This is a genomic window from Paenibacillus sp. J22P143 (assembly GCF_059692035.1).
In genome coordinates, this window is the sequence record NZ_JCAUAQ010000033.1 from 1 (window position 1) to 25,814 (window position 25,814).

The window sequence follows — 25,814 nt, forward strand, 5'->3', positions numbered from 1 at the left end:
ATCTCAGGCAAAGCACTAGAACATTCACGTCTCATTACCCACTGAACATTGTGAATCATTTCACACCTTAACTATATTAAAATAACTGTCTTGACATCTTGTAGCACCATATAGGAATGCAGGAGCATGTTCTTGAAGTTGATCTAGACCTTTCTTAAAATCCTTCAACTCCATTAAACTAAAGTCACCTAAGCGGCTCATGCACGGCCAACATCACTCAACAAAATCTCTTGATGTGTTGGATAACGAAACGGCTTTCCAACTTGCTGAAACCTAATATCCATTCCATCTTGAATGACGTTTATCTCACTACCTGCTTTAATAATGGTTACATCCGGAGAAATAAAGAGCTTAGCGTCGTAATCAATCGTATTATCGGTATCCGTACTCGTCACACCTCTAAGCGAAGTTTGAGATAAGGAGCAAGGCTCCTCCTGTAGGACTATAATCCGCTGTTGGCCTGTCGCCTTAGTTACCGGATCCTTTACTGACTGTAATTCTATGACCGTACAACGTCCTTCATAAGTCATTTCAATCGCAGCTCTCTCGGCTGCAACATTTCCAAAACCCAAGAGACTACCACCTCAATTTCCTATAAGCGATTAGTTGGCTTTCATATCGTTGCAAAAATGACGCTCCTGGGCCAGCTTTAACCGTAGACTTTGATGAACCGAATGTGGTTGTAACGTCCCCGCGCTTAACGCTCTGTAGTACCTGCTCCGTTTCCGGAAACTCTGATGCATACTTTGTCCTATATTGATCCTCAGCGATTTGTAAAACCACATTCTCTAGCTCTACCGGAACACTTGGAATGTTACACCAGGTACGTACAGCCTGAATGACCGTCTCTATTGTAAAGATTAGACTGCCATCCTTGCTGCTCTCTTCCATAGGGATAACTAATAGCACCTTAAGTTTGTTCAAGTAATCATTAATCGTCATCGTCAACATCACCTGAATCGATGACACCATCTTTGATAAGGGCAGCAGTATCTTCAACAGGAACTTCTAATTCTGTTCCTGAAGGGTAGTAATTACCGCGATACTTTACGTTTGAAGTAAATTTCACTTTAACACTCTTCGACTCTTCTTCTTTTGCTTTAGCCGTCATTTCTTTTCACCTCTACTTTATTAATTTACTTTTGAAATATAAATCTGATCGATGCGCTCGAACGAAGGCAAAGTAATCGCGGAAACGATCGTCTCCACATTGACTGGATGCGGTTCTTTAATCGTTGTAATCGCAACACCGGTATTTACAATAGAAACATCCGCTGAGGTACTTCCGGACATTAGATCAGATTCTTCAGGCGTGGTGCCGAAATACGTATTCCCTAGTGACCCCTCAGGGATGAGGGTGAAGTAATCATCCGGGAAGAACAAGTTGCTGCTGCCGTCCTGCAGAGCGAACTTTTTGTTATAGACTGCAATCGAAACACCTAATTTATTTTGCAGATACTGCTTCATGAGCGCATCCGTCATAATGATGTTCTGGCCGCCTAATGGATTCATGTCTAAGCGAATGGCATTGTTCGAAAGAATATAATTCCAGGTCTTCCGTGTACAAATCCCATTCAACGGTCGAACACCGGTATCATCCTCGACCGTATCCTGCCATGTTTTGATATCTCCTACAATGTCCGCTGTTGGATCACTCCATTTGTCAGTCCCCGTAAGCGTGACCTTATGAGTAGCAGGCATCTTGTAGTCGTAGTCATAATTCAAACGATTGGCAACGATGCTGATCTTACCCGTTGAAAGAAGCTGCATAATCATCCGCTCTGGATTAACCATAGCGCCACCAACAAGAGCCGTTACATCGTCATAAATATTTGTAATCAACGGCATCAAATAACTTTCATTTTCGCTCGCAGCTAATCGATTTAATTCTTGACGATCTTTCTCTCCGATCCTCATGGCTTCTCGGAAGAACGGCATTTCCGTCTCTACCTTTTTAAATCCAATGCGATCGCGAAGCGTGGCCTTTGCATCAAAAGCCGATGGCAGCAAAGCAACCGGTAGTCCTTTGGAACCTTTGATCCACTTGAGATCCAGGCCCAATTGTTTCTTAGCCGGGAATAAAGTAGCTCCGAGATAAGGAATTGCATTTGAAGTGTTTGTGTCGTAATACGTTGCAATGTTCTTCGCATTAACGAGATCAAAAATTGTTGGCATTTTAATTAATTCCTCCTTTTATTTCAAAAACGCGATTTGGTTTAATGCTGCTATTTCTTCAGGGGTTGGTGCTGTTGGGATTTTAGCGAGATCAATGAAACCATGAATAAGCATTGCACCTGCAGCAGGACCAAATGTTACATCAACATCAGTGAACAGCACACCTTCAGCATTGGAGACACCTGTAGTAGTTACTGCTTTTTTCGCCTTCTTCGTTAGGTCGGTTAAAATGCCATTACCAACGATCGTTCCTGCTGGAACAATCTTCTTGCCGTCAGCATTCGCAACAATTCCCGTGTCATCAACGGTCACCGCCAAGTTCACGTAATGATCCGGGAACTTTAAGATTTCCTTTCTGTTGTTCGTATAGATGGTTTCTGTGTATTTCATACGATTGTTACCTCCCCTATATTATTGAAAATAAGATTCCCTTGCCTTATCTAACCCCTCAGTCTGCTTAGCAGCCTGCTCGGCTAGACGTTTACCCATGTTGTTCTGAGTTTCGTCTCCACCGGCTCCTGGCGTCTTCCCCTCACCAGGTGTAATACCTTTGAATTGTTGCTGCGTAGACTTCTCAGGAACAAACAAAAAAGCCTTGCTCGTCTGCAGGGCTTTCACTTGATCATCAAGACCACTTTTCACATTTCCGGTATCATCCAGCTCGACTTTACTCCTATCCAGTAAACCCGTTACGATATCAGGATCATGGACCTTACCCGTTAAAGCCAGCTTAAGGGCTGTATTTATTCGAAGTTCTTTCAACTCCGATTCATACTTGTCAGAAGCAGCTTTATTATCCGTTAGCAGCTGAGTGATTTGATCCTGCAGCACCTTGTTGTCGCCTGCTGCTTTGCTAAGAGTTTCAAGCTGCTTGTCTCGTTCCTTTAAATCCTCATCAGCTTTCTTTTTTGCGTCATTAACATCTTTAAAACGGTGCTCCGGTACCCAGCCTTTAAAATTTGTTTCAACTCCCCCAATAATTGCAGCGATTTGTGTATCCGAGAGCCCTTGGCTTTTCAGTAAATCCTTTAACCAGTCCATCTTATCATCCTCACTTTGATTCCCGGTTGTGTCCGGTGAATGAAATACCCAGTTTAAAGCCATCTGGCAGGGCAACAGAAAAAGGACTCCTGAAGTTCAGGAATCCTATATAAATTTCTCTGTTATTCTTTATTGTTGATTTCAATCAAAAAACCGCCTTATGTGAACGCGGTTTATTGAACGTGCTCCGTTAGTGTAATCGTGTATTGTGTTACCTAATTGGAATGACCTTGAGCAAACAGTTCGTCTAATGCCTTTGAAAATTCATTAACATCACTCTCATTCATGAATTTCCATTGATCGCCACCCAATAATAAATTAGATTTTTCTATTGGTAATTGGAAAAATTCAGAGAATGCCGAAGAGAAAATATACGTCTTGGCTTTTCCGTCTTTAGGGTCAACCCAAATTGTAAATAAACCATGATTTTTATTGGATTGAGGAGTAAACATTACACTGGTTTTATAAGTTCGAGGATAAAGATCTTTCTCCATACCGATCGAACATAACTTTTCAAAGAGTTCCCCTATCCCCTTTTCTGACGCCATTTGTTTCAGATCTTCAAGTTTTGTTCTAGAATTATTCTTACTTTCGAACAATTGTATATCTTCTTCTGTGTCATTTAACTCACGGATTAATATTTGATTGCCTTGCTTAGTTTTATATACATTGAATGTTACAATTGCAAGAGGGAAGTGAAATTTGTTAGCAACAAAATTTACGACCCTATCAAACTCAACAGAACGATCTGTACCAACCAACACCATTTTAATATTTCTTTTTTCTTTATTAAGGGACTCACGTGCATTTCGTTCATCCAATAGTTCAATTAAGGTCTGGTCAATACCAACTTTCCTCGGATCAACTTTGTTAATCAGCTCTTCTTCGGTTAGATCAGCAACGCAAGCAGCATAATCCAAAATCTGAGCTATGCTCTCCCTCATAAGTGAGCCACGCTTTATTTCAATGATGACCCAAGAACCTTGAAGATCAATTGCTAACAAATCGAGCCTCCCACGCCCTTGGTCAAATGTTAGCTGTTTTCCAACAACTGTTAGACCGGCTTGGACTAGGCTTGGATCTTTATAAATCCATGTTTCAAGATGCTCTTCCAAAGCTATTTTTGCTTCATATACCCTTATGGGAGTATTATTGTCTATTTCCCAAACTCCAAGTGTACTATTCACCTTATCAACTTCTCTCGTATAATGGACGCTCAGCATCCACTATCATTGACCTCCAACAGCAGTTTGATACCTACGAATTTTGTTTTGTGGTGTATCTGGACCAGAGATCGTTTACCCAAGCTTGGTACTATTTTGTCTAGCAAGAGTTTCTCACATTGGAAAAGCCTCTTTTCTCAAAGTTCAACTTCTATGCTAATCTGGCCCGTTATAAGAAAATCAACATAGAGTTGTAACAGACCAAATAAATAAGCACCCACGCAAATGTGAGTGCCTGCTACTTATCTTCTTTTACATTCTCGATCGGCCGTTTAACAGCTTCGATAAATTTCTCAACAAAATCCGGATCATCGGGGTTGAGGTTATCCATATAACCCTCGTCAAATCCCCCAATCTCTTGCTCTTGATGTTTCGAAGTCTTCGCCATATAACCACCCCAATTCTTCAATAACGGCTAACATCACCGCATGCGAAAAGTAAGCCTTTTGCTCTGATACCGACATTGTAGCATACTTGGAAGAAGATTTTAACTGTCCATTTATCTTTACAGCCGCCAATGCCATGACTTCATTAAATACCAGTGTATCAACTGTTTTTCCCAGTGTTGAAATACTACTGATACCACCGTCATGACCTACAACAACGATATGAGATAGCGATGAGTACAGTGCAAGGTTACGTGCATCCTTAATATTTATTCTCGTCCCCTGAGGATGGTTGTGAGTCAATATAATAGAGTTTTCAGGCGCCTCTCGAAGCACTCGATCCATTTCCACACTAAATTTAGCTTGATTGATCGTCCCCATAGCGCGACCTAACTGCTCTCCGGTTTTACCATCTAGAATTACTGCAATCTCTTTGGCTTGCTGATGACCTTCCTTAGCAATGTTTCTATTCACCTCAGTCAATCGTTCAACAGTATCCTCTGGTACTTCTGGAAGTTCAATATGATAGCTCGCCTTCGGATTAAAGCGACGATTAGGAGTCCCAGGTGGTTCTTCTACTTCTCCTACCTGTGACATTTTCGGCTGACTTACTGTAGCCTCGACATGCTGCTCCTCCCAGTCTTTATATGTCATGTCACCAGGAACATCATAAGTCTTTCCTTCGGGGTTGCTAGCTGCCCTCTCTTTTACGTTGTCTTCAAAGTGCGGGATATCGACTGTTCGACACCTGGCATGAAACGGAGCGCAATTCAATCCAGCCTGTGCTTCTGAGACCAAGAAAATACTACCGTCCATGGTGCGGCATTTATCCGATGTTTTCTTATCTAACGTGGCAACGATCTTATACCTTTCAACATTTAGCTCACCATACGAAGCCCTACGAGACGCACCTGAGAAATAGGCTGACTCCGTTAGGACTAAGGTTTCAGCACGAGCACGAGACACACCCATTCGCTCAGATAGCCTGCTAATCATCATCTCGGATGAGTCGCCTCGAATTAATCCTTGCGTTAATGTCGTTTGAAGCTCATGGATAAGCTTGGATCGATCAGCCCAAATCCGCTGACTAAAGTTACTGCCATCCGGCGCCCAAGGTGTTACAAGCAAGCTATTGATTTGCTGCGTGTTCAGCTTAGCGAAGCTTGCTCCCAACCCTATACCCTTCTGCAGCTCAAAAATGCTTTGATAGTAATTATCCTTATAAATGCCACTTAACAATTCGGTAGCCCCTGTTTGACGCTTAGCTGTAAGTAATTCGATATGCTGCTTCATTTGCAGCTGCAATGACTCTAGCCGGCTCATTCGAACGCGAATACTCGTATTCTCTAATTCCTTCATCCATCGTTGATCAATTGCATTCTCACGGCCAGCCTTCATGTAATCCTCTACGGACCATTTGAATTCCTTTAACTCACCAGCTTTCAGCATCTGACGCGCTGTTGCTAAATCCACGCTATTGTTTTTGGCAAAGCGCTGATAAAACACATCCAAGTCTTTTTGAATCGACGCCATCGCTTTACCATATTCGCGGTTCATGTTCTGGACATATGCCTCACTCTTAGCGAGCTGCGATTCATTGAGCTGCTCCATCCGTCCAGCCCAGTATTCTGCAGATCTCATGCTGATGTCCCATTAAGTTGATTTATATAAGCCTCATCCTCGAATGCTTTCTTTCGATCGGACTCGAGCCTTTTCATTTCATCTTGTGTGTTTGTTACCCATGGGTGATTGGCGACAATCGTCTCTTCAGAGATAACCCCCACGCTATTCTTGGCATTTGTGATGGTATCCATCTCATTGATGAGAATATCTCGGTTCAAGATGAAATCAACGGTTTCTCCTGAATAATCACCTAATCCACTGTTGGCAAGGTGCGTATCGATGAACCAGCGTAGCTGCTCCAGACTGGCCTGAAATTCGGTTTCAATGTCATTGGCGTCTAAGTCTAGGTCTTGGTAAAGAAACTTCAAAGCAATACCACTTGGACTATTTCCGAACTTGTCGGACTGCGTATCGACGCCGCGCCCAAACTCGTAAATATCTTTACGATTCATATCTTGGTGGGTTTTATAGGCTTCTGTGTTGATTTCCAAGGATAGTGTATCTACACCACCATCATCAATTACCTTCACGGCACGAAACACCGAGAGATTACGCCGAAATTCCCCGAGATCCTGTCCATCGTAATTCTTAATTACATAAATGCTATTAGGTAAATCATCAAGGTTGTTGGAGTTATCACTTTTCTTGCGATCATAATCATCCACTAATGCTTGTACGAATTTAACTAGTGGTAGCTCATCTTCATGATATTTAAAACATACAAAGGGAACTCGCTGCCAGTTTAAAGGAAGCTCGTTATCACCTTCAACAAAACTAAAGTGGGTCCCTCGATCTCCGGCTTCAATATCGGGGCTCATGCCAACACCATCTAGAACGTAACGATACACACCGGTTGTATCCCAAAACTCAATTTTCTTGATTGTCTTTTTTGTTTTGCCTTCGTACACTTCTTCTTCATATACACGAATGAGCGCATCCAGCTCGGTGTGAGCCGCGTCTCGCCACAAAGGAATACATTCCTCAGAGGGGATTCGTTTCAGTGACAATATGCCATCAGGATTGTAATAGACATGGATCCAAGCTTTGCCCTTATTAATTGCTTCACGGCCAACGGATTGTAATAAGCGCAAAAAAGACTTACTAAAAAAATTCTTTAGCAAGTCCTCATAGCTTGTATTCTCCGTTTGAATACTCAGCGGCTTGCTAAGCAGATAGCCAACTTTCTGATCAACAAGCTTACGTACAAACCCATGTGGTAGTTTGTTGTTAGCCAAATGAATAGCCTCAATAGGGATGCCGCCTTCACCAATCGTCATGCGCTTATGTTTTAAGACATCGTGGTCTAATCCATAGTACTGCTCTCCGATTAGCATCAGCTTTCTGAGTGGATCTCTCTTCCAATCACTTATTTCTTGTTGGATGATTTCTTCGATACTCATAGCAGAAGCTGCGCCTGCCCTTAGAATAGCTGCGATGTTTTGCATTTCAGGTGTCACCTTAGATTACCTCCAATCTTCATTAATCAAATGAAACGCCTGAACCTTTACGAATCTGCTCCATGGCATAACGCAGAGCATCCATCGCATGGTTGAAATCATCGATGGGTCTATTAAGGAAACGCCCAGTCTTATCCTGATCCCACACGTAGCTCGAAAGCTCCATACTGACATTAGGGCATCGAAACTTATGAACGATGATTTCATACTGCTGCAAAAACTGAATGCCATTTATCACGCTGTCCGGCCCCTTCTCAGCAGCACGAATCCGATTTATCCCATAACCCCGAATCTCGTCGATGGACTTAGGCTCCGAAGAATCTGCAATAATCTTCTCTTTCGCGTAACTCTTCTTCTTAATGATCTCTGCAATTTTGTCATTGGTCAGAGCCCCCTCGTAGTGTTCATCGAAGATATAGATCTTCTTCAGGTCCTTATTAACGAGAGCTGCAATGAAAGCACTCGGGTCATTTGTATACCCGAAATCCAACCCGAAAATGGCTTTGTAGCCTGGCAGCTTGGCTATGTCTCGCCATTCGAATTCCTCTTCACACCAATTCTCAAAGATAGCCCCTTCTGCAATCCCCCAGTTACCCTCACCTTCTACCCGGTAACGCTTTGGCTTATGCTTCCGCATCCATTCGAACAATTCTCGGTCGTCGTCTCCAAGAAACTCGTTACTCTGAAAAGTAGTCGTTAGAGCTAGGATATTAGGATTGGATGCATCAAAAAAACGCTGCTTCAACCAATGGCGTTCATTCCATGGGTTAAAAGTCAGCGTCAATTGTTTAAAATAGCCCACCGGTAACTCACCACGGATGGACATATCGATTTTATCAAAATCATCTTCGTTTAAAACTTGATATGCCTCTTCGAACCATGCCCAGCACAAATACCCCGTATCCACAGTAATTGAGGTAATGGACATCGGGTCATCCAGGCCACGAAAGAGGATCTTCTGGCCGGTTGGTTTATAAGTAGCTTCGAGTGGACTTTTCTTAAACTGCCATAAGTGAGCTACACCTAAACGATGAGTGGCCCATTTAAGCTGTGCAAACGTGGAGTCCTTATGAGCATTGAAAGTCTTCCGTATAATGAGTGTGTTGGCCTTTGGCATCTTCATCATGTGATAGATATGCCATAACGCTGCGGTAACACTCTTCTTAGACCCTCGGCCACCCTTTACTACACGGTAACGACCGCGGAAGCGCCAGAAATCCACATATCCTTTACCTATGGTCTGCTGCAGGCTGACTTCACTCATGCAGATCATCCTTGAACACGACTGGATCCACGTTGGTATTGTTGTTTAAGGTATTTACTTCAGCCTGCAACTTTTGAATACGAAGATCTCGCTCAGCATCAACAAATCTATTTTTCAGATCGATTGCTTTCAACTTCTTATCCTGTACCCTAGTCAGAGCTTCCTCCAGGCGAAGCAGATCATCAATGACTCTTATATCTGATTCTTCTACCTTCGTGGTCACCAACTTATCCATTGGAACAACTACGCTCTTTGAATGGCCCGTCTTCTCATCGTGAATGGTTTGAACATCTTTAACTGTGATTCGTTCCTGGAGGACCTTCCGTTGTTTATCAGAAAGCGCGTTGCGTAGATTCTGGATCCGCTTCATAATACGGCGTTCACGGATAGACAAAAGCATAATGGTCTCATTCACCTGACTAATAGGGTCTGTCTCCACCTGCAGGACAAGCTCTTGTTCTTCTTCCTCGAGAGTATCCATCCAAATGGACTCGAACTCACCGGTGGATACTGCCTTCTTGTTGCCAAATGGACCACCGGTACCGCCACGGTTACCAAGAGCGTTCTTACTCCCTTTGGGAGCTCCGCCTTTGTTACCAACAGCGTTCTTATTACCTTTCGGGGCTCCTATTCGTTTAGTAACGGCGTTACCTTTCACTTCATAGGTATCGTTACTTTTCAATAAGGCGTCCCATTTATCCTGACTCTTCCATTTCCGTATCTGAGTTTCACCAAGGCCGAGCTCTGCTGCGAGGTCCTTGAGCTTCTTTTCGCCGTTGCTACCAATCCAAATTTGTTTGGCTTTGTCCCTATCCGGACTGCGTTCTCTTGGCATTACATATCACCCACCTCCGGATTAAAAAAAAGCATCAGGATTTTACCCTCGATGCTAACGGTTATTCATTATATTTCATCCTTCTGCAACTCCATATCAATCTCAATCACCTTCTTCAGATCCTCAACAGTCTTGATCTCGATGCGGCCATCTTGAAAGTCTTTAACCCAGCGAGCAATGCCGGCCTGAATGATTTTACGATACTTTGACTTTGATTCCAGGATACCTTCGATCAACGCAAGCTCATGTTTGAGCAACAGCTCTTCATAATCGTTGTTCGTATTTTCATCTTTCAATTGCGAACACTCCCAACTTCCGTTAGAATAGTTGTGAGATCATGCGTTCGTATAACCGTGGCCACGGCAAACATGATCTCACCGGGAGTGTCCGGTGCCTGAGGAGGACGTTAGCGCGTCCTTTTTTTTACTCATAAATAAAACCGCCCATTTTAATAGGCGGTTTTATTTCATTTACCCTTGTATTCACTTTTGTCTAAATCGCAATACGCTTTTTCCCACAATTTAAAAGTCTTAAAAAGTGTTCTTTGTCCATGTTTATTAAGATGAACATTAGCGTAACCATACTCGTCACCCTTTCGATGACGAACACGATTATTTCTTTTAATAACAATCCTACCTGACCTAGTAATGTCATAAAGTTCTTCATATCCAGCTATACTTCTTCTCTCTTCGTCCAAAGGTATCACCTCTAATTAAATTTCTTTAGACTAATAGATCTAAAGATATTTGAGAATTCAGCAGCCTCTCATAAAACATCTACCTTACTTTCCGTTTCCTGTTAACACAACATATTTCGCGTCGATTTCAGGAATTGAAACTTGACTACCCAAAACTGCTTTGTAAGTTTTTAATCCTTTTGCCACACCCCAAAAAGTAATCAAATCCTTCTCAAGAATTCTATCCTCACCATTTTGCCTGCGGTAATTTACAAATACTGTGTCTTCCCAAAAATCATATTGGTTTTTGGTTACATTAACCCTTAAATTAACATTGTTACCTGATTCAATGACTTGTACTACTTGACCTTCATAAGTTACTTTCCCGCCTTTGTATTTATCTGGATTACGTGCAAAATCCACGTAAGGTATTTTAGTTGCTGATGCTTTATATTGTTCTTCTGATTCTTGAACAGAAACTGGTGCGCTTACCTGTTTCGATTCAGTATTCAAAGAGTCTACACTGCCCTTTGGAGATAGCACCACTATTAAAATGAACATAACTATTAATACTAAACCATAAACGGCAAAGATTTTCTTTCTTGAAGATAACTTGCCAAGGGCAATAGAGGGATTAATCAACCCAAATATTAACTGAATAATACTTATTACAAGAAGAGACAATGGTATAGCAACTAACCCACTGCTTTTTGAATCCGGGCTAAACAAAATTAATATTCCTATTAATATTGAGATTGTGGTTAATGTATACATAACAAATCTCAGAAATTTAGAAAACCCAGTAACCTTAGATACTCTGATTTCCCTTGTTTCATAATCTGTACTAAACAATGGCTTGAAACATTTTTTGCATGCATTCTTTCCAGGTTCATTTGCGGTATCACAAAAGGAACACACATACAGTCTGTCAATATTTTTATTTGCCTGATGCTTAACTGCAGGAAACCGCTCGCTTAATAGCCACGTGCCGCAACCAGAGCAGTATTTTTGTTCTTCATCATTCTTAATCTTACACACTGGACATACATATAATGCCTTTGCCACTGTTCAATCTCCATTCTATTATCATCTAACCTTGCGCTCAAATCATAATATATATTCGACACTCCCTAGTAGACTCCTTTATTTTACTGATATGTTTGGTAACTGTAACCTTTAGAAGGATAACTTTTGCAACCCCTACTCAATTTAGAAGAGCTGGCTCAATCCTCGTCCACTTGGAAAAATGATCTCACCCGTTACGCGTCCTTCTTTTTTGATTCTGCTAATTGGATAAATAAATACAAAAAAACCGCCGAGTAAATGGCGGTTAATTCTCTCAATATCAGTTTAAAAGTACAGATTTTTACTACTCACACGCCACTCCATCACCATCACGATCGAGTTTACTGCTATAACCTGGACTACCTTTATAAAGTGGCGCCTTGCCTGCCGCTCTAACTGCAGTACAATTTTGATAAGTAACATTACCTGATGTCTCAGGTCTAGGCGAAACTTCAGCCGGTGTAGATGTTGGAGCCGGCAACTGTTCTAAATCTGCCCACACCCCTCTTTTTGCGTCTCTAGCATTGGTTTGCAGGTATTTAAACAACTCTACCCAGCGAACATTAGGCGGGTATGTTGCCATTTTTGCAAATCCCTCGCCAGCTAATGCTGCATTATATAATGAACCATCTTCCATGTATACGTACCCAAGTAAACGACCATATTTATCTCTCTCTTCCACATCCAGTTCCACATAAACCGTCTTCCCTGTCAATTGACCTTTAGAAAAGTTGGATGCCTCTAACCCGCCTTCTTGAACAGGCTTAGTCGGATGAACCGTCTCCGGTGTATCAATACCAATCAAACGAATCTTTTCCGTAATTCCATCCCAAGTCACTTCAAAAGTGTCGCCGTCAACAACACGGTTAACTGTAACTTGTTTCTTTGTGGTCGAACTAATTGTTATTGTCCGGGAAGCTCCTTCCCAACCTACAGTTGCACCGAGTGCTTCACCTACAAAACGAAGTGGTACAAGCGTTGAACCATCTATAACCCTTCCTGCAACTGGAATAGTAGCTACTTGTCCATCTTTCGTATAGTAGTCATTTCCGACTGTATAGACGATAACACTTGTGCCCTTAATTGCTGTGACCGTTTTAGTTGACTGCTCCCATTCTACTTGAGCGCCCAGAGATTCAAAAATCTTGCGTAACGGAACTAATGTGCTTCCATCAATTATCTGAGGATCCACCTCAAAAACTAATTGCTTGCCGTCTAAGAACACAGCAGGTGCAGAATTGCCAGCTTCACTTAACGTTGGTACAGCGGTTAATACAATCACAAGACATAGAATTGTTGAAAATAATTTTTTGAACACTAATAAGCCACCCTTTCCAAAATCTCCAATTGTTTTAATTGGAGCTCACCCATCCTATACTAGCACATTTCCTATTAATCTGGGTGAATTGGGTGATATTGGATTACAACTCTAGTTAATACATAATAAGTTTCTGGTGCATTGATCATACAAAAACCGCCTTTTGAAAAGGCGGTTCAATTTAATATGTAATGTTATATCTTGTTCCAGAGTATCGTTATATCTGATATGTATCCCATTTTCATTCCTTTTTAAGATCAACTAAAATCCTCGGCCTTTGAGTAACATAAATTTCAGTTCAAAACCTGATTCTGATTTCACGTGGCGATTTTTCATTTTCATAAACTGTAACCCCACCGTTTGAATTTGATGGCCGGGTTTGATTCTTAGGAGAAACTGAATTTGATGGACCCGTTGGACTCATTCGGTTCTTAGGAGAAACTGAACTTGATGGTCCCATTGGATTCGGTGGATTCTTAGGAGAAATCGGATTCGGTGGACCCATTGGATTCGGTGGTGGTGGTTGTTGCGGCGGGGCAGAATTTCTATTTTGAATTTCAAGCAGACTAGGATAAGAATCGAAAGCACGTCTTTCCCACGTATTGGCTTCATTGTATAACCTAAATAAAGCCCATACAGTCAAGCTACACCCAACTACCGCCATACCTATCATTTCTATGCCACCCCCATAATAATATTAATACATCTTTACTTTATGCATTCTGGAGCTTGACCTAACACAGTTTGTTCAATTAGGACTGGCTCAATCCCCGTCCACTCATAAAACCGCTTCTTAATTACATCACAGAAAACCGGATCCAATTCCAATGTCCGGCATGTCCGATCCATCTGTTCACAGGTCATCAGCGTTGACCCACTGCCTCCAAAGAAATCCAAAACAATATCCCAACGCTGGCTGCTATTACCGATCGGGATCGCAATGAGCTCCAGTGGCTTTTGCGTAGGATGAACATACTTCGTGACATCACCCCGGGACACTTCCCAAATCGTCTCTGGTTCTGGCTGCTCCAAAGGAAGCCCAGCCTTCCAAATGGTTGTCTGTTTGCGATCCCCGTACCACGCTGGCGACTTGCCTTTCAAATGAGCGTAGAACACAGGCTCATGCTTGTAGCGATACTGCGACCATCCAAAGGAAGCAGCGTTCTTAGACCAAATGCATTGCGATCTAACCACGATCCCAGCCGCGTTCATCGCATCCTCAAAATCCCGTTGATACGAAGATGGGTGGAATACATAAATGGCTGCCTTCGGGTCCATGACTTCGGCATAACAAGAAAATACAGAATTCAAAAAGCCCGCAAACTCCTCAGCGGGCATATCGTCGTTCATTATTGTCCCGCGACCATCAGCGGCTAATCGTGCTGAATCACTCTCAACAGCAACATTATAAGGTGGGTCAGTAACAACAAGCGCAGCCTTAACCCCTGCCATGAGCTTCTGTACATCCTCCAGCTTAGTTGCATCGCCACACACCAAGATATGCCTACCAAGCTGCCACACATCGCCATATCGTGTCTCAGGTTCTTTGATCTCGTCCAATGCTCGCTGGACATTGAACTCATCCTCCTGGACCGGAGTAATAAGCTCGGTGACCGAGTTTAAACCGGGTATTAATGTATTCAGCTCTTCCATTTGAAATCCGGTCTGTAATGATATGTCCTCAAGTGTAAAGTATGCGGACAGCTCATCCAAAAGCGAAGCTAGCAGTTCTTCATTGGTCCGGCCCCTTAGATGGCTTAGGCTGATTGTTAAAAGCTTAGCTTCTTCATCGGTAGACTCCACGATCACACAAATAAGTTCTGTTAGGCCTGCCTCTTGCGCCGCTCTCCAACGCTTCTCCCCTTTCACGATAGTCATGTCACTCCGGACCAGGATAGGCTGCAGGACACCGTGTTTTCGTATGCTCTCAACCAATGATCTATAAGTATGATCGTCCATTTCATTCGGGTTCCAGCCGTTGGGTTTTACTTGTTCAATTTGTATAGTTTCAATTCTCAACTTAGTTCCTCCTTAAGTTATGTCGGTTTATGGCAAAAGAAAAAGCACCGGTTAGGGTGCTTTTTAGCATATAAAAATTATTCACTCACTTGTAAATGGCATCTGTACGACAAAAATTGTAGTTCTGAAGTTAAATCAATTGTTAATAGTTAATTAGTCTCCAAGTAGTTTACATTCGCAGCATATGATGAAAGTGTTTGACTTTCATCATTACATAACTCTAAGACATCACTAAAAACTGCTTGCTCTAGTGTTAAACTTCGACCTACAGGATCAATATTGGGTATTTCCGACCATTCAAAGACGGTATCCTGCAAGTCATAACCCTGATGTAATTCAATGAAATCATATTGCTCGAAAGCTTTTTTAATTTTTTTATACATTGAATTCGATATTGAGGTTTGTGGAGGCCCGAAAAGTTCTAACTCTTCTTCTAATTTTTCATGTTTAATAACATATAAAAAAGAAACATCATACACTGGAAAGATTTTAGAAATTCGAATTTTCACCACTTCATTAAAAGAGAACCCCTGCTCAGCAGTAATTCTGTTATCAATTTTAATAATTACATCAATAACTGGAGCAAATGTGTTCTTATAAGTTAACTTAACTTTAACTTTATCGTATTCCTTTAAGAAATTAAACATATTTTTAGTGATATTCACTTGCTTACATCGGCTAATATACTCATCGTCTAAACTCCGTAATACGAATAATTGATCAAAGTAACTTTTGAATTTTGGATATTCCTGAATAAATTTCAAACCGTGCTTCATCTTATCACCCCTACTTTACATATCCCATATCCGACTTTTTTCGCCATCTTTGGTTTGTTTTCCAGTAACAGGATCATATTCTCCTAAATGGTTCTTCTTTCGTGAACACCATTTTTCTAATCGACCATTTTCAGAATCCCACTGCCAAAAATAACCGTCATTACATTCCCAACTCTTACGTTGAGTTGCTTTCAAGGATGACATACCTTTATCGTTCATCCAATCTGTTTTTTCCTTTAGTATGTGATAAGAACTGTTATTATCACCTTTTTGTATTTTTTCGTAATCATTATAAGTTTTTATCTTAGTTTGTTTGTAACTATAATACTCTCCCTTTCCCTTATGCGTCTCAAAAAAATTAAAGATAGTTTTTTTAAATTTATGAATTCCATAACCAATTAATCCCTTAATGTTGAGGGCCATCCCTTGATCAACAAATGTACTCATTAATTCCTCCTACAGCCATGCAATAAATTATAAAGCAGATTTTTCAAAGTAGTACTTGTTTTATAAATAATGTTTTTCTATTAAAACTAATATACCATATTTTTCAAAAAAAATGTTTCATGATTTGGGATTAATAAAAGTCAACCTTAATCCCCCTATAGCTTTTGAAATTTTTCTTATCTCAATTTCAACTTTCTCCTACTAATTGAGTCATCACATTTATTGAAAGTGCCTATTCCAATGGGATAGGCTGCTTCATTTCGTTATCTAAGCTTTAGCAATTGGAGCAAGTCTGCCGTTAAGAAATAAAACAGTTACTTTTTCTCCTGTTCTTTTCCCTTCAAGGTACACTTCGAGCCAACAACCTTGTAGCATTTTACAATCCTCATCGGACTTCCCTAAATATTTATAGGTTTGTTTAGTATCAAATTCCTTCATATAATTCAAAACTCTTTGCTCGTAGCTTTTTTGTTGATATAAATAATAAAAATCGCAAATCACCAGTAAAATCATAAAAATAACCAAAAAAATTTTCAAATTACTTTTTACCGTATCTGTGAATTTAGTGAAATCAAACACCTCATATCCAAACTATATGCATCTACTAGATGTTGAAATAACTTTATATTTTTATCTTCCCAACAGATGCTTGCAGAAAATAATCAGTATTCATATAGAGTGGATGCACAGGATACTCCACGTCTAAAATCTTGCCTTTGCTATTTAGCTTATGTACTTTTATCGCCTCAGGAAATTTACTATTCAGTTCCTGCTGTCTCTTTTGATTAATGTTTTTTATATTTCCCCAAGCCAAAAACACAAAGCCATATTTATCATTTAATTCTCTAGGCTTAAACATTAAATCATCAAGATTCCTTAAGTTTCTCGCTAATTTCTTTGCTCTTTCGTTATATTTTTCACGAACATTAAACAGATTTTCAATGTGAATAGTATAACGCTCCGGCAACTTTAAATTATTGTGTTTTGTAGCAACATTTATCAATCTCATAACTTTCCCCATAGTTTGATCTGGTTTTGTCTGAACTGGTCCATCTGTTACAAATTCTGTATTGCAAAGTTTATTGAATATTTCATCTGATTCTGGTCTTGCCTTTCCAGGATTCATCATAACGATTAGTCCAATTACATCTCCTGGTCCGTGTGGCGAATGAAATTCAGTGAAGTATCTAAATATTTTAATTCCTTCTCTTGTATCCCTAGATTCAAAATAGGCAAATGTTTCCATATTATTAATCCTTTTCTTATTTTCAAGAGCAGATTACTTTTTAAATTTCATGCTCTTCTCTATCCACTTCCTATATTCATATGATCCTGCGTATTTATTACTTTGTAGTTCAGTAATAAAATACTGGTCATCGGAAGTCAAAAAGTTGTTTAATAATAAAGAAATTTCAACAAGTCGGAAAGGCCAATTACCAGTATCAACAAACCAAACATTGGAATTGACTTTAAGTACATCATGATAAATAGATAACATAACATTAATCTGTTCTTCTCTTCTTCGATCAACCAAATTACATATTATTAAGAAATGTGCCAATTCATCACCGCCTATAGTAGTTAATTAATTATATGTAAAAATCAAATTAATAAGAGCTACCCCTATTTGAATAGTAACATCTAATGGAAATAGATTTGATTAAAAATGAAAATAACCTATCCCAAAAGGAATAGGCTACTCTGTAAATCATCCGATATTTTCTTCTGAGCCCGAGTCACGTACACTTCCACCGTCCCCTTACTCACCCCAAGCATCCCAGCAATCTCACTAAACGAAAAGCACTCTCCATGAGCCAGCACATAACACTCTTGCTCCCTATCGCTAAGCCTGGACAGCGCATCTTCAATCTGAAACCTCTGCCAATCAGAAAGGTTAGCCGGACTCCCAGCCGAGCTCTGTGTGACGTATGCCTGCATCCGGACCGGATCCATTAACTTCTCACGCTGGTACGCAGCACGCCGCTCAATTCCCCGCTTATTCCCTGGCCGGCGGCCACTGTCCAGCCACTCAATCGTCCAATCACAATCAGCAATCATTTCATTTATAATCCGTCGCTCAGCTTGCAGCGCCGATAGCTCATCCTGAATCTCGATTACACGTTCAAGACTCTTCTCGTCTTCGTAAACTTCTATTTCTTTAATCCTAAATGTTTTCTTCTCGGCTATCTTTTTCAACATAGCCGCCGTTTTTTTGTACCCATCAGATAAATCGTTGTTTCCCATTCCCTCACACCCCCGCAGTGTGTTAATATAGGTTTCAGGAACATATGTTCTATCCCCCGTGGTCTTGCTAGGAGCCGGGGGATCTTTCTATGTCTAAATAGCTACTTGTAGAATTTTGGATTTCAATTCCGTGTAAGTTTCAATTAGTTGTGGTTCACCACGTTCTAACAACTCATCCTCATCCGATGCACCGTATAAGTGGCACAACAACTTGATAGCCTCTTCTGCTTGCTGCAGTGTGGGTTTAATAATTTGAATGAGTTCAAAATAACGATTTAACGAAGCAAATATCGCGAATTTATCTTTAGAAGTGTCTGCCAGACCTACCTCCTCATCATCGTAAAACTGATCGGCTGGAACACCCGGAGGCCGCTCTTCCTCCACTCTAAGTGCTACACCTTGCTCGTTTCGCTTAACCCACAAAAGCTCTTGTTTCCATTTCATATACGATCCCTCCTTATTTAGGCCCATCGACGCTTGTCATTACCCTGCGTTGGGTACCTATTTGGCTTCTCCAGATGAATCTCATGTGAGCGATCCAGGTTAACAAATTTGTTATAACTCTTCTGGAAAGCAAGCTCCACGGTTCCAACCGGACCATTCCGCTGCTTAGCTATGATGATTTCAATAATGTTTTTCTTCTCTGATTCCTTGTCGTAATAATCATCTCGGTACAAGAAAGCCACGATATCGGCGTCTTGCTCGATGGATCCAGACTCACGAAGGTCCGACATCATCGGTCGCTTGTCTTGTCGCTGCTCTACGCCACGGCTCAATTGCGACAATGCAATGACTGGTACATCCATTTCCCGTGCTATTTGTTTGAGCGTACGCGAGATCTTAGAGATCTCCTGCTGCCGGTTCTCGCTACGACCAGATCCGCTGATCAGCTGAAGATAATCGATGAGTATGAGTCCAAGAGATCCCGTATCTTTCTTAAGCTGCCTGCAACGGGTTCGAATCTCGTTTACCGTGATCGAAGGGCTGTCGTCGATGTAGACATTAGACCTCGACAACTCGCCCATCGCCATGGTCAGCTTTTCCCAATCATCGCCCTCCATGAATCCGCTGCGCATTCGACTGGCATCAATCCGGCCTTCCGAAGAGAGCATTCTCTGAACCAATTGCGTAGCGCCCATCTCCAGACTGAAGACTGCTATTGTTTCACCACTTGACGTGCCAGCGCTCTGCGCAACGTTCAAAGCTAAAGCCGTCTTACCGACTGACGGTCGAGCTCCGATGATAATTAAATCCTGCCGTTGGAAACCTGAGGTCTGTTTATCCAGGTCAACAAATCCAGATGAAATGCCCGTGATGCCCCCGGGATTCGGGTTCGCATTGTTCTTTTCAATCTGCTCGAACACCTGCATGCTGACTTGATCGATCCGTTTGAATCCACCTTTCTTGTTAGCAGATCGTTCCGCAACTTCTTCAGCCACAGCCTGCGCCTGAGCCGCCATTTCCTCGGCCGTCAGATCATCGTTTTGGAAAATCTTTTGCATCCCTGACCTAGCTTTTCGTTCAAGCGCTGACTCTAGAACGATCTTGGCATAATAATCCACATTAGCCACTGTAGGAACTGCGCTTGTCAGATCCGAGAGGTACTCGACACCGCCGACATGTTCAAGTTGCTGACGCCGCTGCAGATGCTTAGTAACGGTTAATAGGTCAACAGGTGTATCTGTCTCTGCAGCGTCATAGAGCTCAATCATGGACTCGTATATGATTCGGTGCTTGGGTTCAAAGAAGTCCCCTGGCAACAACCGTTCAGAAACGACTGACATCATTTCGTTCTCAATGAAAATGGCCCCAAGAACAGCCTGCTCAGCACTCAAGTCATCGTTCATTACCTGCTGCATATGTCCGGATCGCCTCCAACCTCTGCTCGTTTGGCAAACTCATCATGGCCCTGATGTGATCAGGAGGACCGACCGAAGTCTTCAACCATTCATCTCGTTTTGCCAAGAACTCTTGAGCTGTTCGCTTCATGGATTCGTGATACAGCTCCTCTTCGGTCTTTAAGGGCTGCTTGAGCTTGCCGATACTTGGCGGCCATTGCTCAGCGTTGTCCGAATGCCGGCGCAAGTTCTCTGCTGCCACCTCGAAAGGTGTGCTTTCCAGATCCTCCAGCCATTCATCCACCATGGTTTGCAGCGACAGCAAATCATTTGGGATTTGAAACCCAGGGTATTTCCCCTTAATTTTCTTGAGCAACTGGGTGACTTCCGCTCTGTTCACGTTCCCGTTCCTCCCTTGCAATTTGATCGAGCATGTTAAAAACTTGTTCTTGCTTGGTTTTATGAGCCTTACCCGGGGCGACTTCACCTGACGGCACAGGGATAGTTTGGGTATTCTCATTTCTCCAAGCCTCCCAGATCCCGTTCTCGTAATACAGAAAACTGGTCGGAAGCTTGAAGCTATTCCCTTCACGTTTGCGCTTGTCCTCAAGGAGGATCTCCATAGTTCGGATGGTAAAAGGGTTAGGCATACCTCCGGCGACCATCTTACCCATGGCTTCGCGCTCTTTTGGTTTAACGTGAATGTCGAACTTGTGGTTAAGCTGGCAATAAGCATCCAGCAGTTGTAATAACGGGCTTTTCTTTTCAGGTTCGAATTCTGGATAAATAATAGTAGTAGTAATAGTAAGATCTTTAAAGTCTTTTAGATCTATCATATTTGATAGATCACTCTCATCTGATCTATCATTTTTGATGTATCTCTTGCTATGATCTATCATTTTTGATGTATCACTTTTGCTGTGATCTATCATTTTTGATGTATCACTTTTGAGTGATCTATCATTTTTGATATATCTCTTTTGGTCCATTTCTTTCTTATTTTTGGAAACTTTAATGATTTCGCCGCGGGCTGTTCTGACTGAATTTATGTAACCTCCACTCTTCAAATTAGCCATGTTTCTTTGGACCGTGACCTGGCTGGAACCAATTTCTTGAGCTATCCTCTCATGCTTCACCGGGGCGCCACCATGTACAAGCCCCCAGCGAGCTCCGTCGCCATCTGTTTCTTCCACGGTTATGGCGTCAATGCACCAGAGGAATTCCCAGATTGCTGAGCCAATGCGATCACGATGTTCAAAAAGCCCGCTGGAGACAGGAATTATGTGGTTTTCAGGCATTCGCGTCTCATCCCCTCCCGCGGGCTCCTCTGTTAATTACCGCTTTGTGATTACGCCACCCCTAAGCAGGTATAACTTTTGAATCCTTTTTAACGCGGTGCAGGATGTGTAATTCACTGGATAAGTTCTTCATGATGAGCCAATCCTTCGGATCCAAGTTGGCTGCGATTATCGCAACCTGCTGCTGCCGGGTAGGTTTCTTTCCGTTTTTCAAAGTGATTGCCTCCGATCGTCTCTTAAATAAATGTCTGGGTATTTCGCTCGCACAACCGTGAATCCTGAGTAGGCTGTAGCAAAATACTCGATAACCTCTTTCTTAAATTGAACGGGATCCTTCTCAAACAAATCCCATATGCGTTTACCGACACCCGATCTCGTAAGTGGTGTGCTGCCGTCGAGCTGGTTCATGCTACATTTACACGTACCGCTGCTTCTGTATTTTCAAAGAAAATCTGTTGTTCAAACACAGCCTGTGCTTCTTCAATATGTGTGATAACCAGAACCTTCTTAAATCGATCTGCCACTGCCTTGATGGACTCTAGAACAAGTCCGCGGTGCTCAGCATCCTGGGACCCAAGTCCCTCATCAATCGTTAACCACTCCACTTTACTGCCGGCACGCTGTGCCAGTAACTCGGCTAGAGCAAACCGGATAGCATAGTCGATACGAAGCTGCTCGCCACCGGAGAATGTTTCATATGGCCGCTCAGACGTCCAATCACCAATGATAATATCAAGCGTCTCTTGGACACCGTCACGGCTCTTTAACTCTCGTTGTGTCTCAAATCTGATGAAATGCTTTCCTTTGGACATCTTACCTAAGATCTCATTCGCGATACGCTCAAGCTGTGGAACTGCATTCTCGATAATTAAAGCTGGGATACCACCACGGCCAAAAGCACGAATTAAAGTTTGATACCTGCTCCACTTTCTAGCCTTTGGCTCCAGCTCATTTGCCAGCTGCAGGCGAGCCTGCTCATCCTTCTCTAGAGAAGCAAGCTCAATCTTCAAGCCGCCAAGCTGTTCAATGAGTACATGTTGCCGCTCACGCAGCTGCTGCAGGTCACGCTTAAAGATTGGAAGCAGTGCTACCTCAGAATCCAAACTCGTTAAATCCAGTTGTAGAATTACGATCTCTTCCTCGATAGTATGCTTACGCTCTGCCTTTACTTGTTCTTCAATATTAATGGATGCAATCCGAGCTGTTGAACCCTGTTTAGCCTCACGTGCAGCCCCAAGCTGTTCTTTCAAATTCGCCCAGGCTTGGAGATTCTCCACGCGTATGCGAAGCGCAGGAAGAGGTGCCAGAGCCTCACGCAACAAGCTCAGATCGTTTTGTGTGCTTGATTGCTTCAGCTCAAACTCTTCTAGTTGTCCAATAAGCCGTAATCTTTGAGCCTGCAAACTCTCAAGGAGCTCTTCCTTTGCTTGCATTTGACCTGCTTCTTCTGCCATTGGCCTAAGTTCTTCAATGGTAATTTTCAAAGCTCTGTGAGCAGCGAAATCATAACCAATCGCTTGCTGAGTTTCAGTTAGGCTGTTAAGGGATTCGTTTAGCGTATTAAATAAAGAATGGTCTAGCCTGCTTAGCTCTTCACTTTTGGTACCTAACAATTGCTTGGCATCTTGTGCATCCGATAGAAATAAGCAAGCTGCTTTCGTGACATCAATGCAATTGGAATCAGCAAGCATCGATGTCTTTGTTTGAAGCATTCTAATTTCTGATTCAAGCAAACTCTTTATTGTGTTGATCCTTGTCTGCTCCGCACTCGCTTTTGCTCGAACATCTAAGATTTCCTTCTCAGTTGAATCCCACTTTTCAGCAAGCAACTCTGTTTGTTTTAACTGTAAGCAAGCGGTCCTATACGCTTCCGACTTAACCATAAACAGCTCTCGACTCTGCAGTAATTGCTGAAGGTTCCTGATTCTATGGTCTAACGGGTCCAGCTCATTTTTTAAATGAAGGATAGATAAGTCCATGTGTTTGAGTTCAGCCGTTAATCTCTCTTGTTCTGGAAGACGTGCCTCGAGCGCTGCTATCTGCTCTTTTGCTAGATAAAACTCATCTGTGTTTGTAACAATCTCCGCTTCTCTCGAAAGAATCTTCTCTGCACGCCCCAGCTTTGCAAGAAGACCTTCCTTTTCTAATTGAAGTGGAGCCAGCTCGTTGGAAATCAAAACCTTTTGCTTATTAAACTCTGCAGATTTCTCAGCTTTAGTTTGAAGGTCGCGAATCTTTTCTTCCTGTTGCCTTAACGCTTCTTCTTTTATCAGGATCAATGATTTCAATTCTTCGGCTTCTTCCGTTAGTTGTTCAATTAACTCGATCCGGGAAGGCTTCAGCAACAGCCGAGCATCATGCTCAGCCAGTTTATCCTTCGCTTTTTCAATCTCGATATGGAGTGCTGCAGCCTTTTGTCTCGCTGCTTCCTGCAGACGCTCATATATGTTAAGCCCAAGTATCTGCTGCAGGATCTCTTTTCGCTTTCCGGCTGACTTGGCTGTAAACTCATTGGCTTTGCCCTGCATAATCATGCTCGATGCTGTGAAGGTTTCATCATCAAGATTCAACAGATTACGGATTACTGCTTCTGTATCTTTGATTTTCTCAGCAGACTTACTCTCCCACCGGTCATTAATTTGTTGTTGGAACTCTAAAGTGCTCTTACCATTTCCTTTAAGTGAGCGCGTCCTGATTGTTCGATAGGTACTGCCCTGGTGTTCAAATGTAAAGGTGACGGCCATGTCCTGCGTACCTCGCCTCACAAGATCGTCCATGCTGACTCCCTCGATCACATCACCGAATAATGCAAATCTTGGTGCCATGGTGAAACCAGAGCTCTTCCCCGCACCGTTTCTTCCACAGATGGCCGCGATCGTAACGTCAGTCAGATCAATATGTGCATATGGAATTGCGCGGAAGTTAATTAATTCAAGCGTTAATGGATTCATGCAATTACCTCCAGTAGTTCCGCAGTGAGTATCTGCAGCTCGCTTATTTCCGCTGCTTCAATCGCTTGGTTCTCACTCCATTTAGCTAGCGCCACTTGTGGACCAAGATTCTCGGTTACCTCAACGTCACGAACCCGATCTGAGCGTTCAATGTCTGCTTTAATTTCATGCACATAGAACGCACCAGCATCGTATAAGGACTTTTCCAACGTCCTTCGATCGAATCGTTTCTGTAGATCTTCGCTGCAGGTGTATCGGACCCGGACGATGGTATCCTTTATGGCTGCGAACTCATCCACTTGTCCATCCAACCAAGCTTCAATGTCCATGTCGCACCAATCAATGGTTTTAAAGCGGCGGGCAGGCGTTTCTATAAAGGAAGATGCAAAGGTTTGCTTTCCAGTTAATTTATGAATCCAAAATCCAGGAGTTGTTCGTTCGTCTCCGAAGTTATGACGCTCAGGAGCTCCGCTGTAAAAGACATTTCTACCAGCCTGCTGCGGCCGATGAATATGACCAAGAGCGACTAGATCGAACAGCTGTGCAGTCTCATCAGTTAATATTGGTTCGTTCATCAGCAGTACATCTTCAAAGCCTGTATCCGCTAGGTCAAAGGTTAGATGAGACATGAGTAGCTTAGTCCCCTTACTTTTAAGGACCAATTCAGAACACTTCTCGTAAATCCATTCCGTCATCTTCTGATGAAACTCATTAGGAGTTAAATCTTTAAACTCTTCTTGAGTGGCAAACTGACTGCGATTCATCCCGGGTAGGCAGCTAATGGATAATTCATTACCAGGTGATCCTAGTACGAGACCGCCTGGTGAAGTGAAGATAGTAACATTAGGAATGGACATTTCTTTAATGATCTCGTAAGCGGAAACGGCATCGTGTGAAGGTGTTCCGCTAATCACAATGACCTTACACCCCGCGCTGCTTAATCGCCGTAACCAATGCGTAAACGCCGCAATCTCAATCGTAGCCCGATCGATGAATACTCTGGCATCCTTGAACGCATCGCCAGCAAAGAGTACAATCTCGCATTCTTCTGCAATAATCCGATCCGCAACCCAATCCATTGCTCTGGTAATGTCTTCAAACCGAGAATATGGATTCGGTCCCGGGTAACCGAGCCCCCAGTGGCTATCTGCAACATGAGCTATTTTCAAACCAATTCA

The 25,814-nt window shown here is 42.3% G+C and carries 30 protein-coding genes; all 30 read right to left on the reverse strand.

The features are described from left to right. Positions 1 to 197: 197 nt before the first annotated feature. Complete coding sequence (locus AC58PQ_RS26485; RefSeq protein ID WP_497246871.1) at positions 198 to 572, reverse strand: ABC transporter ATP-binding protein; 375 nt, start codon at positions 570 to 572, stop codon at positions 198 to 200. Between the two features lie 4 nt (positions 573 to 576). Then, positions 577 to 942 (reverse strand): head-tail connector protein, encoded by a 366-nt coding sequence (locus AC58PQ_RS26490; protein WP_497246873.1) that lies wholly within the window; start codon positions 940 to 942, stop codon positions 577 to 579. Beyond that, positions 932 to 1,111: a DUF7210 family protein gene (locus AC58PQ_RS26495; RefSeq protein WP_497246875.1), complete on the reverse strand. Its 180-nt coding sequence runs from the start codon at positions 1,109 to 1,111 to the stop codon at positions 932 to 934. Before AC58PQ_RS26495 ends, AC58PQ_RS26490 begins: the two co-directional genes overlap by 11 nt. Before the next feature lie 20 nt (positions 1,112 to 1,131). Next, complete coding sequence (locus AC58PQ_RS26500) at positions 1,132 to 2,175, reverse strand: major capsid protein (RefSeq protein ID WP_497246877.1); 1,044 nt, start codon at positions 2,173 to 2,175, stop codon at positions 1,132 to 1,134. Positions 2,176 to 2,193: 18 nt separating this feature from the next. Next, positions 2,194 to 2,565 (reverse strand): hypothetical protein, encoded by a 372-nt coding sequence (locus AC58PQ_RS26505; protein ID WP_497246879.1) that lies wholly within the window; start codon positions 2,563 to 2,565, stop codon positions 2,194 to 2,196. A 21-nt stretch (positions 2,566 to 2,586) separates the two neighbouring features. Continuing rightward, positions 2,587 to 3,216, reverse strand: coding sequence for a phage scaffolding protein (locus AC58PQ_RS26510; protein WP_497246881.1), 630 nt, complete (start codon positions 3,214 to 3,216; stop codon positions 2,587 to 2,589). Positions 3,217 to 3,431: 215 nt separating this feature from the next. Then, the gene (locus AC58PQ_RS26515) at positions 3,432 to 4,403 is read right to left on the reverse strand and encodes an endonuclease NucS domain-containing protein (RefSeq protein WP_497246883.1); all 972 of its coding nucleotides are present in this window, start codon (positions 4,401 to 4,403) and stop codon (positions 3,432 to 3,434) included. Between the two features lie 377 nt (positions 4,404 to 4,780). Further along, positions 4,781 to 6,466 (reverse strand): minor capsid protein, encoded by a 1,686-nt coding sequence (locus AC58PQ_RS26520; RefSeq protein WP_497246885.1) that lies wholly within the window; start codon positions 6,464 to 6,466, stop codon positions 4,781 to 4,783. Then, positions 6,463 to 7,905 carry a phage portal protein gene (locus tag AC58PQ_RS26525; protein ID WP_497246887.1) on the reverse strand — a complete coding sequence of 481 codons (1,443 nt, stop codon included), beginning with the start codon at positions 7,903 to 7,905 and terminating at the stop codon, positions 6,463 to 6,465. The genes AC58PQ_RS26520 and AC58PQ_RS26525 overlap by 4 nt, the downstream gene beginning before the upstream one ends. A gap of 22 nt (positions 7,906 to 7,927) precedes the next feature. Continuing rightward, the gene (locus tag AC58PQ_RS26530) at positions 7,928 to 9,169 is read right to left on the reverse strand and encodes a PBSX family phage terminase large subunit (RefSeq protein ID WP_497246889.1); all 1,242 of its coding nucleotides are present in this window, start codon (positions 9,167 to 9,169) and stop codon (positions 7,928 to 7,930) included. Further along, the gene (gene terS / locus AC58PQ_RS26535) at positions 9,162 to 10,004 is read right to left on the reverse strand and encodes a phage terminase small subunit (RefSeq protein ID WP_497246891.1); all 843 of its coding nucleotides are present in this window, start codon (positions 10,002 to 10,004) and stop codon (positions 9,162 to 9,164) included. Before terS ends, AC58PQ_RS26530 begins: the two co-directional genes overlap by 8 nt. A gap of 68 nt (positions 10,005 to 10,072) precedes the next feature. Beyond that, a complete protein-coding gene (locus AC58PQ_RS26540) occupies positions 10,073 to 10,300 on the reverse strand; it encodes a hypothetical protein (RefSeq protein WP_497246893.1) in 228 nt (75 codons plus the stop codon). Positions 10,301 to 10,470: 170 nt separating this feature from the next. Further along, positions 10,471 to 10,701, reverse strand: coding sequence for a 3-ketosteroid-delta-1-dehydrogenase (locus tag AC58PQ_RS26545; protein WP_497246895.1), 231 nt, complete (start codon positions 10,699 to 10,701; stop codon positions 10,471 to 10,473). A gap of 84 nt (positions 10,702 to 10,785) precedes the next feature. Next, positions 10,786 to 11,745 carry a hypothetical protein gene (locus AC58PQ_RS26550; protein WP_497246897.1) on the reverse strand — a complete coding sequence of 320 codons (960 nt, stop codon included), beginning with the start codon at positions 11,743 to 11,745 and terminating at the stop codon, positions 10,786 to 10,788. Between the two features lie 304 nt (positions 11,746 to 12,049). Further along, positions 12,050 to 13,063 (reverse strand): stalk domain-containing protein, encoded by a 1,014-nt coding sequence (locus tag AC58PQ_RS26555; protein ID WP_497246899.1) that lies wholly within the window; start codon positions 13,061 to 13,063, stop codon positions 12,050 to 12,052. 708 nt (positions 13,064 to 13,771) lie between these two features. Further along, positions 13,772 to 15,082 (reverse strand): DNA methyltransferase, encoded by a 1,311-nt coding sequence (locus AC58PQ_RS26560; RefSeq protein ID WP_497246901.1) that lies wholly within the window; start codon positions 15,080 to 15,082, stop codon positions 13,772 to 13,774. Positions 15,083 to 15,231: 149 nt separating this feature from the next. Next, a complete protein-coding gene (locus tag AC58PQ_RS26565; RefSeq protein WP_497246903.1) occupies positions 15,232 to 15,858 on the reverse strand; it encodes a hypothetical protein in 627 nt (208 codons plus the stop codon). Between the two features lie 15 nt (positions 15,859 to 15,873). Then, positions 15,874 to 16,305 (reverse strand): colicin E3/pyocin S6 family cytotoxin, encoded by a 432-nt coding sequence (locus tag AC58PQ_RS26570; protein WP_497246905.1) that lies wholly within the window; start codon positions 16,303 to 16,305, stop codon positions 15,874 to 15,876. 267 nt (positions 16,306 to 16,572) lie between these two features. Further along, positions 16,573 to 16,743, reverse strand: a complete 171-nt coding sequence (locus tag AC58PQ_RS26575; RefSeq protein ID WP_497246907.1) for a hypothetical protein — start codon at positions 16,741 to 16,743, stop codon at positions 16,573 to 16,575. Between the two features lie 184 nt (positions 16,744 to 16,927). Then, positions 16,928 to 17,551: a DUF1643 domain-containing protein gene (locus AC58PQ_RS26580; RefSeq protein WP_497246909.1), complete on the reverse strand. Its 624-nt coding sequence runs from the start codon at positions 17,549 to 17,551 to the stop codon at positions 16,928 to 16,930. A gap of 33 nt (positions 17,552 to 17,584) precedes the next feature. Continuing rightward, positions 17,585 to 17,866 (reverse strand): hypothetical protein, encoded by a 282-nt coding sequence (locus AC58PQ_RS26585; protein WP_497246911.1) that lies wholly within the window; start codon positions 17,864 to 17,866, stop codon positions 17,585 to 17,587. Between the two features lie 116 nt (positions 17,867 to 17,982). After that, complete coding sequence (locus AC58PQ_RS26590) at positions 17,983 to 18,549, reverse strand: sigma-70 family RNA polymerase sigma factor (RefSeq protein ID WP_497246913.1); 567 nt, start codon at positions 18,547 to 18,549, stop codon at positions 17,983 to 17,985. Positions 18,550 to 18,642: 93 nt separating this feature from the next. Continuing rightward, positions 18,643 to 18,993 carry a hypothetical protein gene (locus tag AC58PQ_RS26595; protein WP_497246915.1) on the reverse strand — a complete coding sequence of 117 codons (351 nt, stop codon included), beginning with the start codon at positions 18,991 to 18,993 and terminating at the stop codon, positions 18,643 to 18,645. 17 nt (positions 18,994 to 19,010) lie between these two features. After that, on the reverse strand, positions 19,011 to 20,408 hold the full coding sequence (dnaB, locus tag AC58PQ_RS26600; protein ID WP_497246917.1) for a replicative DNA helicase: 1,398 nt from the start codon (positions 20,406 to 20,408) through the stop codon (positions 19,011 to 19,013). Then, a complete protein-coding gene (locus AC58PQ_RS26605) occupies positions 20,386 to 20,787 on the reverse strand; it encodes a replicative helicase loader/inhibitor (protein ID WP_497246919.1) in 402 nt (133 codons plus the stop codon). The genes dnaB and AC58PQ_RS26605 overlap by 23 nt, the downstream gene beginning before the upstream one ends. Beyond that, complete coding sequence (locus AC58PQ_RS26610; protein ID WP_497246921.1) at positions 20,747 to 21,685, reverse strand: hypothetical protein; 939 nt, start codon at positions 21,683 to 21,685, stop codon at positions 20,747 to 20,749. The genes AC58PQ_RS26605 and AC58PQ_RS26610 overlap by 41 nt, the downstream gene beginning before the upstream one ends. Positions 21,686 to 21,746: 61 nt before the next feature. Next, entirely contained in the window at positions 21,747 to 21,899 is a 153-nt protein-coding gene (locus AC58PQ_RS26615; protein ID WP_236286980.1) for a DUF6906 family protein, read from the reverse strand. Next, positions 21,896 to 22,093, reverse strand: coding sequence for a hypothetical protein (locus AC58PQ_RS26620; protein ID WP_497246923.1), 198 nt, complete (start codon positions 22,091 to 22,093; stop codon positions 21,896 to 21,898). The genes AC58PQ_RS26615 and AC58PQ_RS26620 overlap by 4 nt, the downstream gene beginning before the upstream one ends. Then, positions 22,090 to 24,636: a sbcc family protein gene (locus AC58PQ_RS26625; protein WP_497246925.1), complete on the reverse strand. Its 2,547-nt coding sequence runs from the start codon at positions 24,634 to 24,636 to the stop codon at positions 22,090 to 22,092. Before AC58PQ_RS26625 ends, AC58PQ_RS26620 begins: the two co-directional genes overlap by 4 nt. Continuing rightward, positions 24,633 to 25,805, reverse strand: a complete 1,173-nt coding sequence (locus AC58PQ_RS26630) for a metallophosphoesterase family protein (protein ID WP_497246927.1) — start codon at positions 25,803 to 25,805, stop codon at positions 24,633 to 24,635. The genes AC58PQ_RS26625 and AC58PQ_RS26630 overlap by 4 nt, the downstream gene beginning before the upstream one ends. Positions 25,806 to 25,814: the final 9 nt, after the last annotated feature.

Coding starts and splice junctions, on each gene's coding strand:
- AC58PQ_RS26490 (WP_497246873.1), bottom strand. CDS start 942: ATGACGATTAATGATTACTTGAACAAACTTAAGGTGCTATTAGTTATC.
- AC58PQ_RS26495 (WP_497246875.1), bottom strand. CDS start 1,111: ATGACGGCTAAAGCAAAAGAAGAAGAGTCGAAGAGTGTTAAAGTGAAA.
- AC58PQ_RS26500 (WP_497246877.1), bottom strand. CDS start 2,175: ATGCCAACAATTTTTGATCTCGTTAATGCGAAGAACATTGCAACGTAT.
- AC58PQ_RS26505 (WP_497246879.1), bottom strand. CDS start 2,565: ATGAAATACACAGAAACCATCTATACGAACAACAGAAAGGAAATCTTA.
- AC58PQ_RS26510 (WP_497246881.1), bottom strand. CDS start 3,216: ATGGACTGGTTAAAGGATTTACTGAAAAGCCAAGGGCTCTCGGATACA.
- AC58PQ_RS26520 (WP_497246885.1), bottom strand. CDS start 6,466: ATGAGATCTGCAGAATACTGGGCTGGACGGATGGAGCAGCTCAATGAA.
- AC58PQ_RS26530 (WP_497246889.1), bottom strand. CDS start 9,169: ATGAGTGAAGTCAGCCTGCAGCAGACCATAGGTAAAGGATATGTGGAT.
- terS (WP_497246891.1), bottom strand. CDS start 10,004: ATGCCAAGAGAACGCAGTCCGGATAGGGACAAAGCCAAACAAATTTGG.
- AC58PQ_RS26565 (WP_497246903.1), bottom strand. CDS start 15,858: ATGAAGCACGGTTTGAAATTTATTCAGGAATATCCAAAATTCAAAAGT.
- AC58PQ_RS26570 (WP_497246905.1), bottom strand. CDS start 16,305: ATGAGTACATTTGTTGATCAAGGGATGGCCCTCAACATTAAGGGATTA.
- AC58PQ_RS26575 (WP_497246907.1), bottom strand. CDS start 16,743: ATGAAGGAATTTGATACTAAACAAACCTATAAATATTTAGGGAAGTCC.
- AC58PQ_RS26580 (WP_497246909.1), bottom strand. CDS start 17,551: ATGGAAACATTTGCCTATTTTGAATCTAGGGATACAAGAGAAGGAATT.
- AC58PQ_RS26590 (WP_497246913.1), bottom strand. CDS start 18,549: ATGGGAAACAACGATTTATCTGATGGGTACAAAAAAACGGCGGCTATG.
- AC58PQ_RS26595 (WP_497246915.1), bottom strand. CDS start 18,993: ATGAAATGGAAACAAGAGCTTTTGTGGGTTAAGCGAAACGAGCAAGGT.
- dnaB (WP_497246917.1), bottom strand. CDS start 20,408: ATGCAGCAGGTAATGAACGATGACTTGAGTGCTGAGCAGGCTGTTCTT.
- AC58PQ_RS26610 (WP_497246921.1), bottom strand. CDS start 21,685: ATGCCTGAAAACCACATAATTCCTGTCTCCAGCGGGCTTTTTGAACAT.
- AC58PQ_RS26620 (WP_497246923.1), bottom strand. CDS start 22,093: ATGAACCAGCTCGACGGCAGCACACCACTTACGAGATCGGGTGTCGGT.
- AC58PQ_RS26625 (WP_497246925.1), bottom strand. CDS start 24,636: ATGAATCCATTAACGCTTGAATTAATTAACTTCCGCGCAATTCCATAT.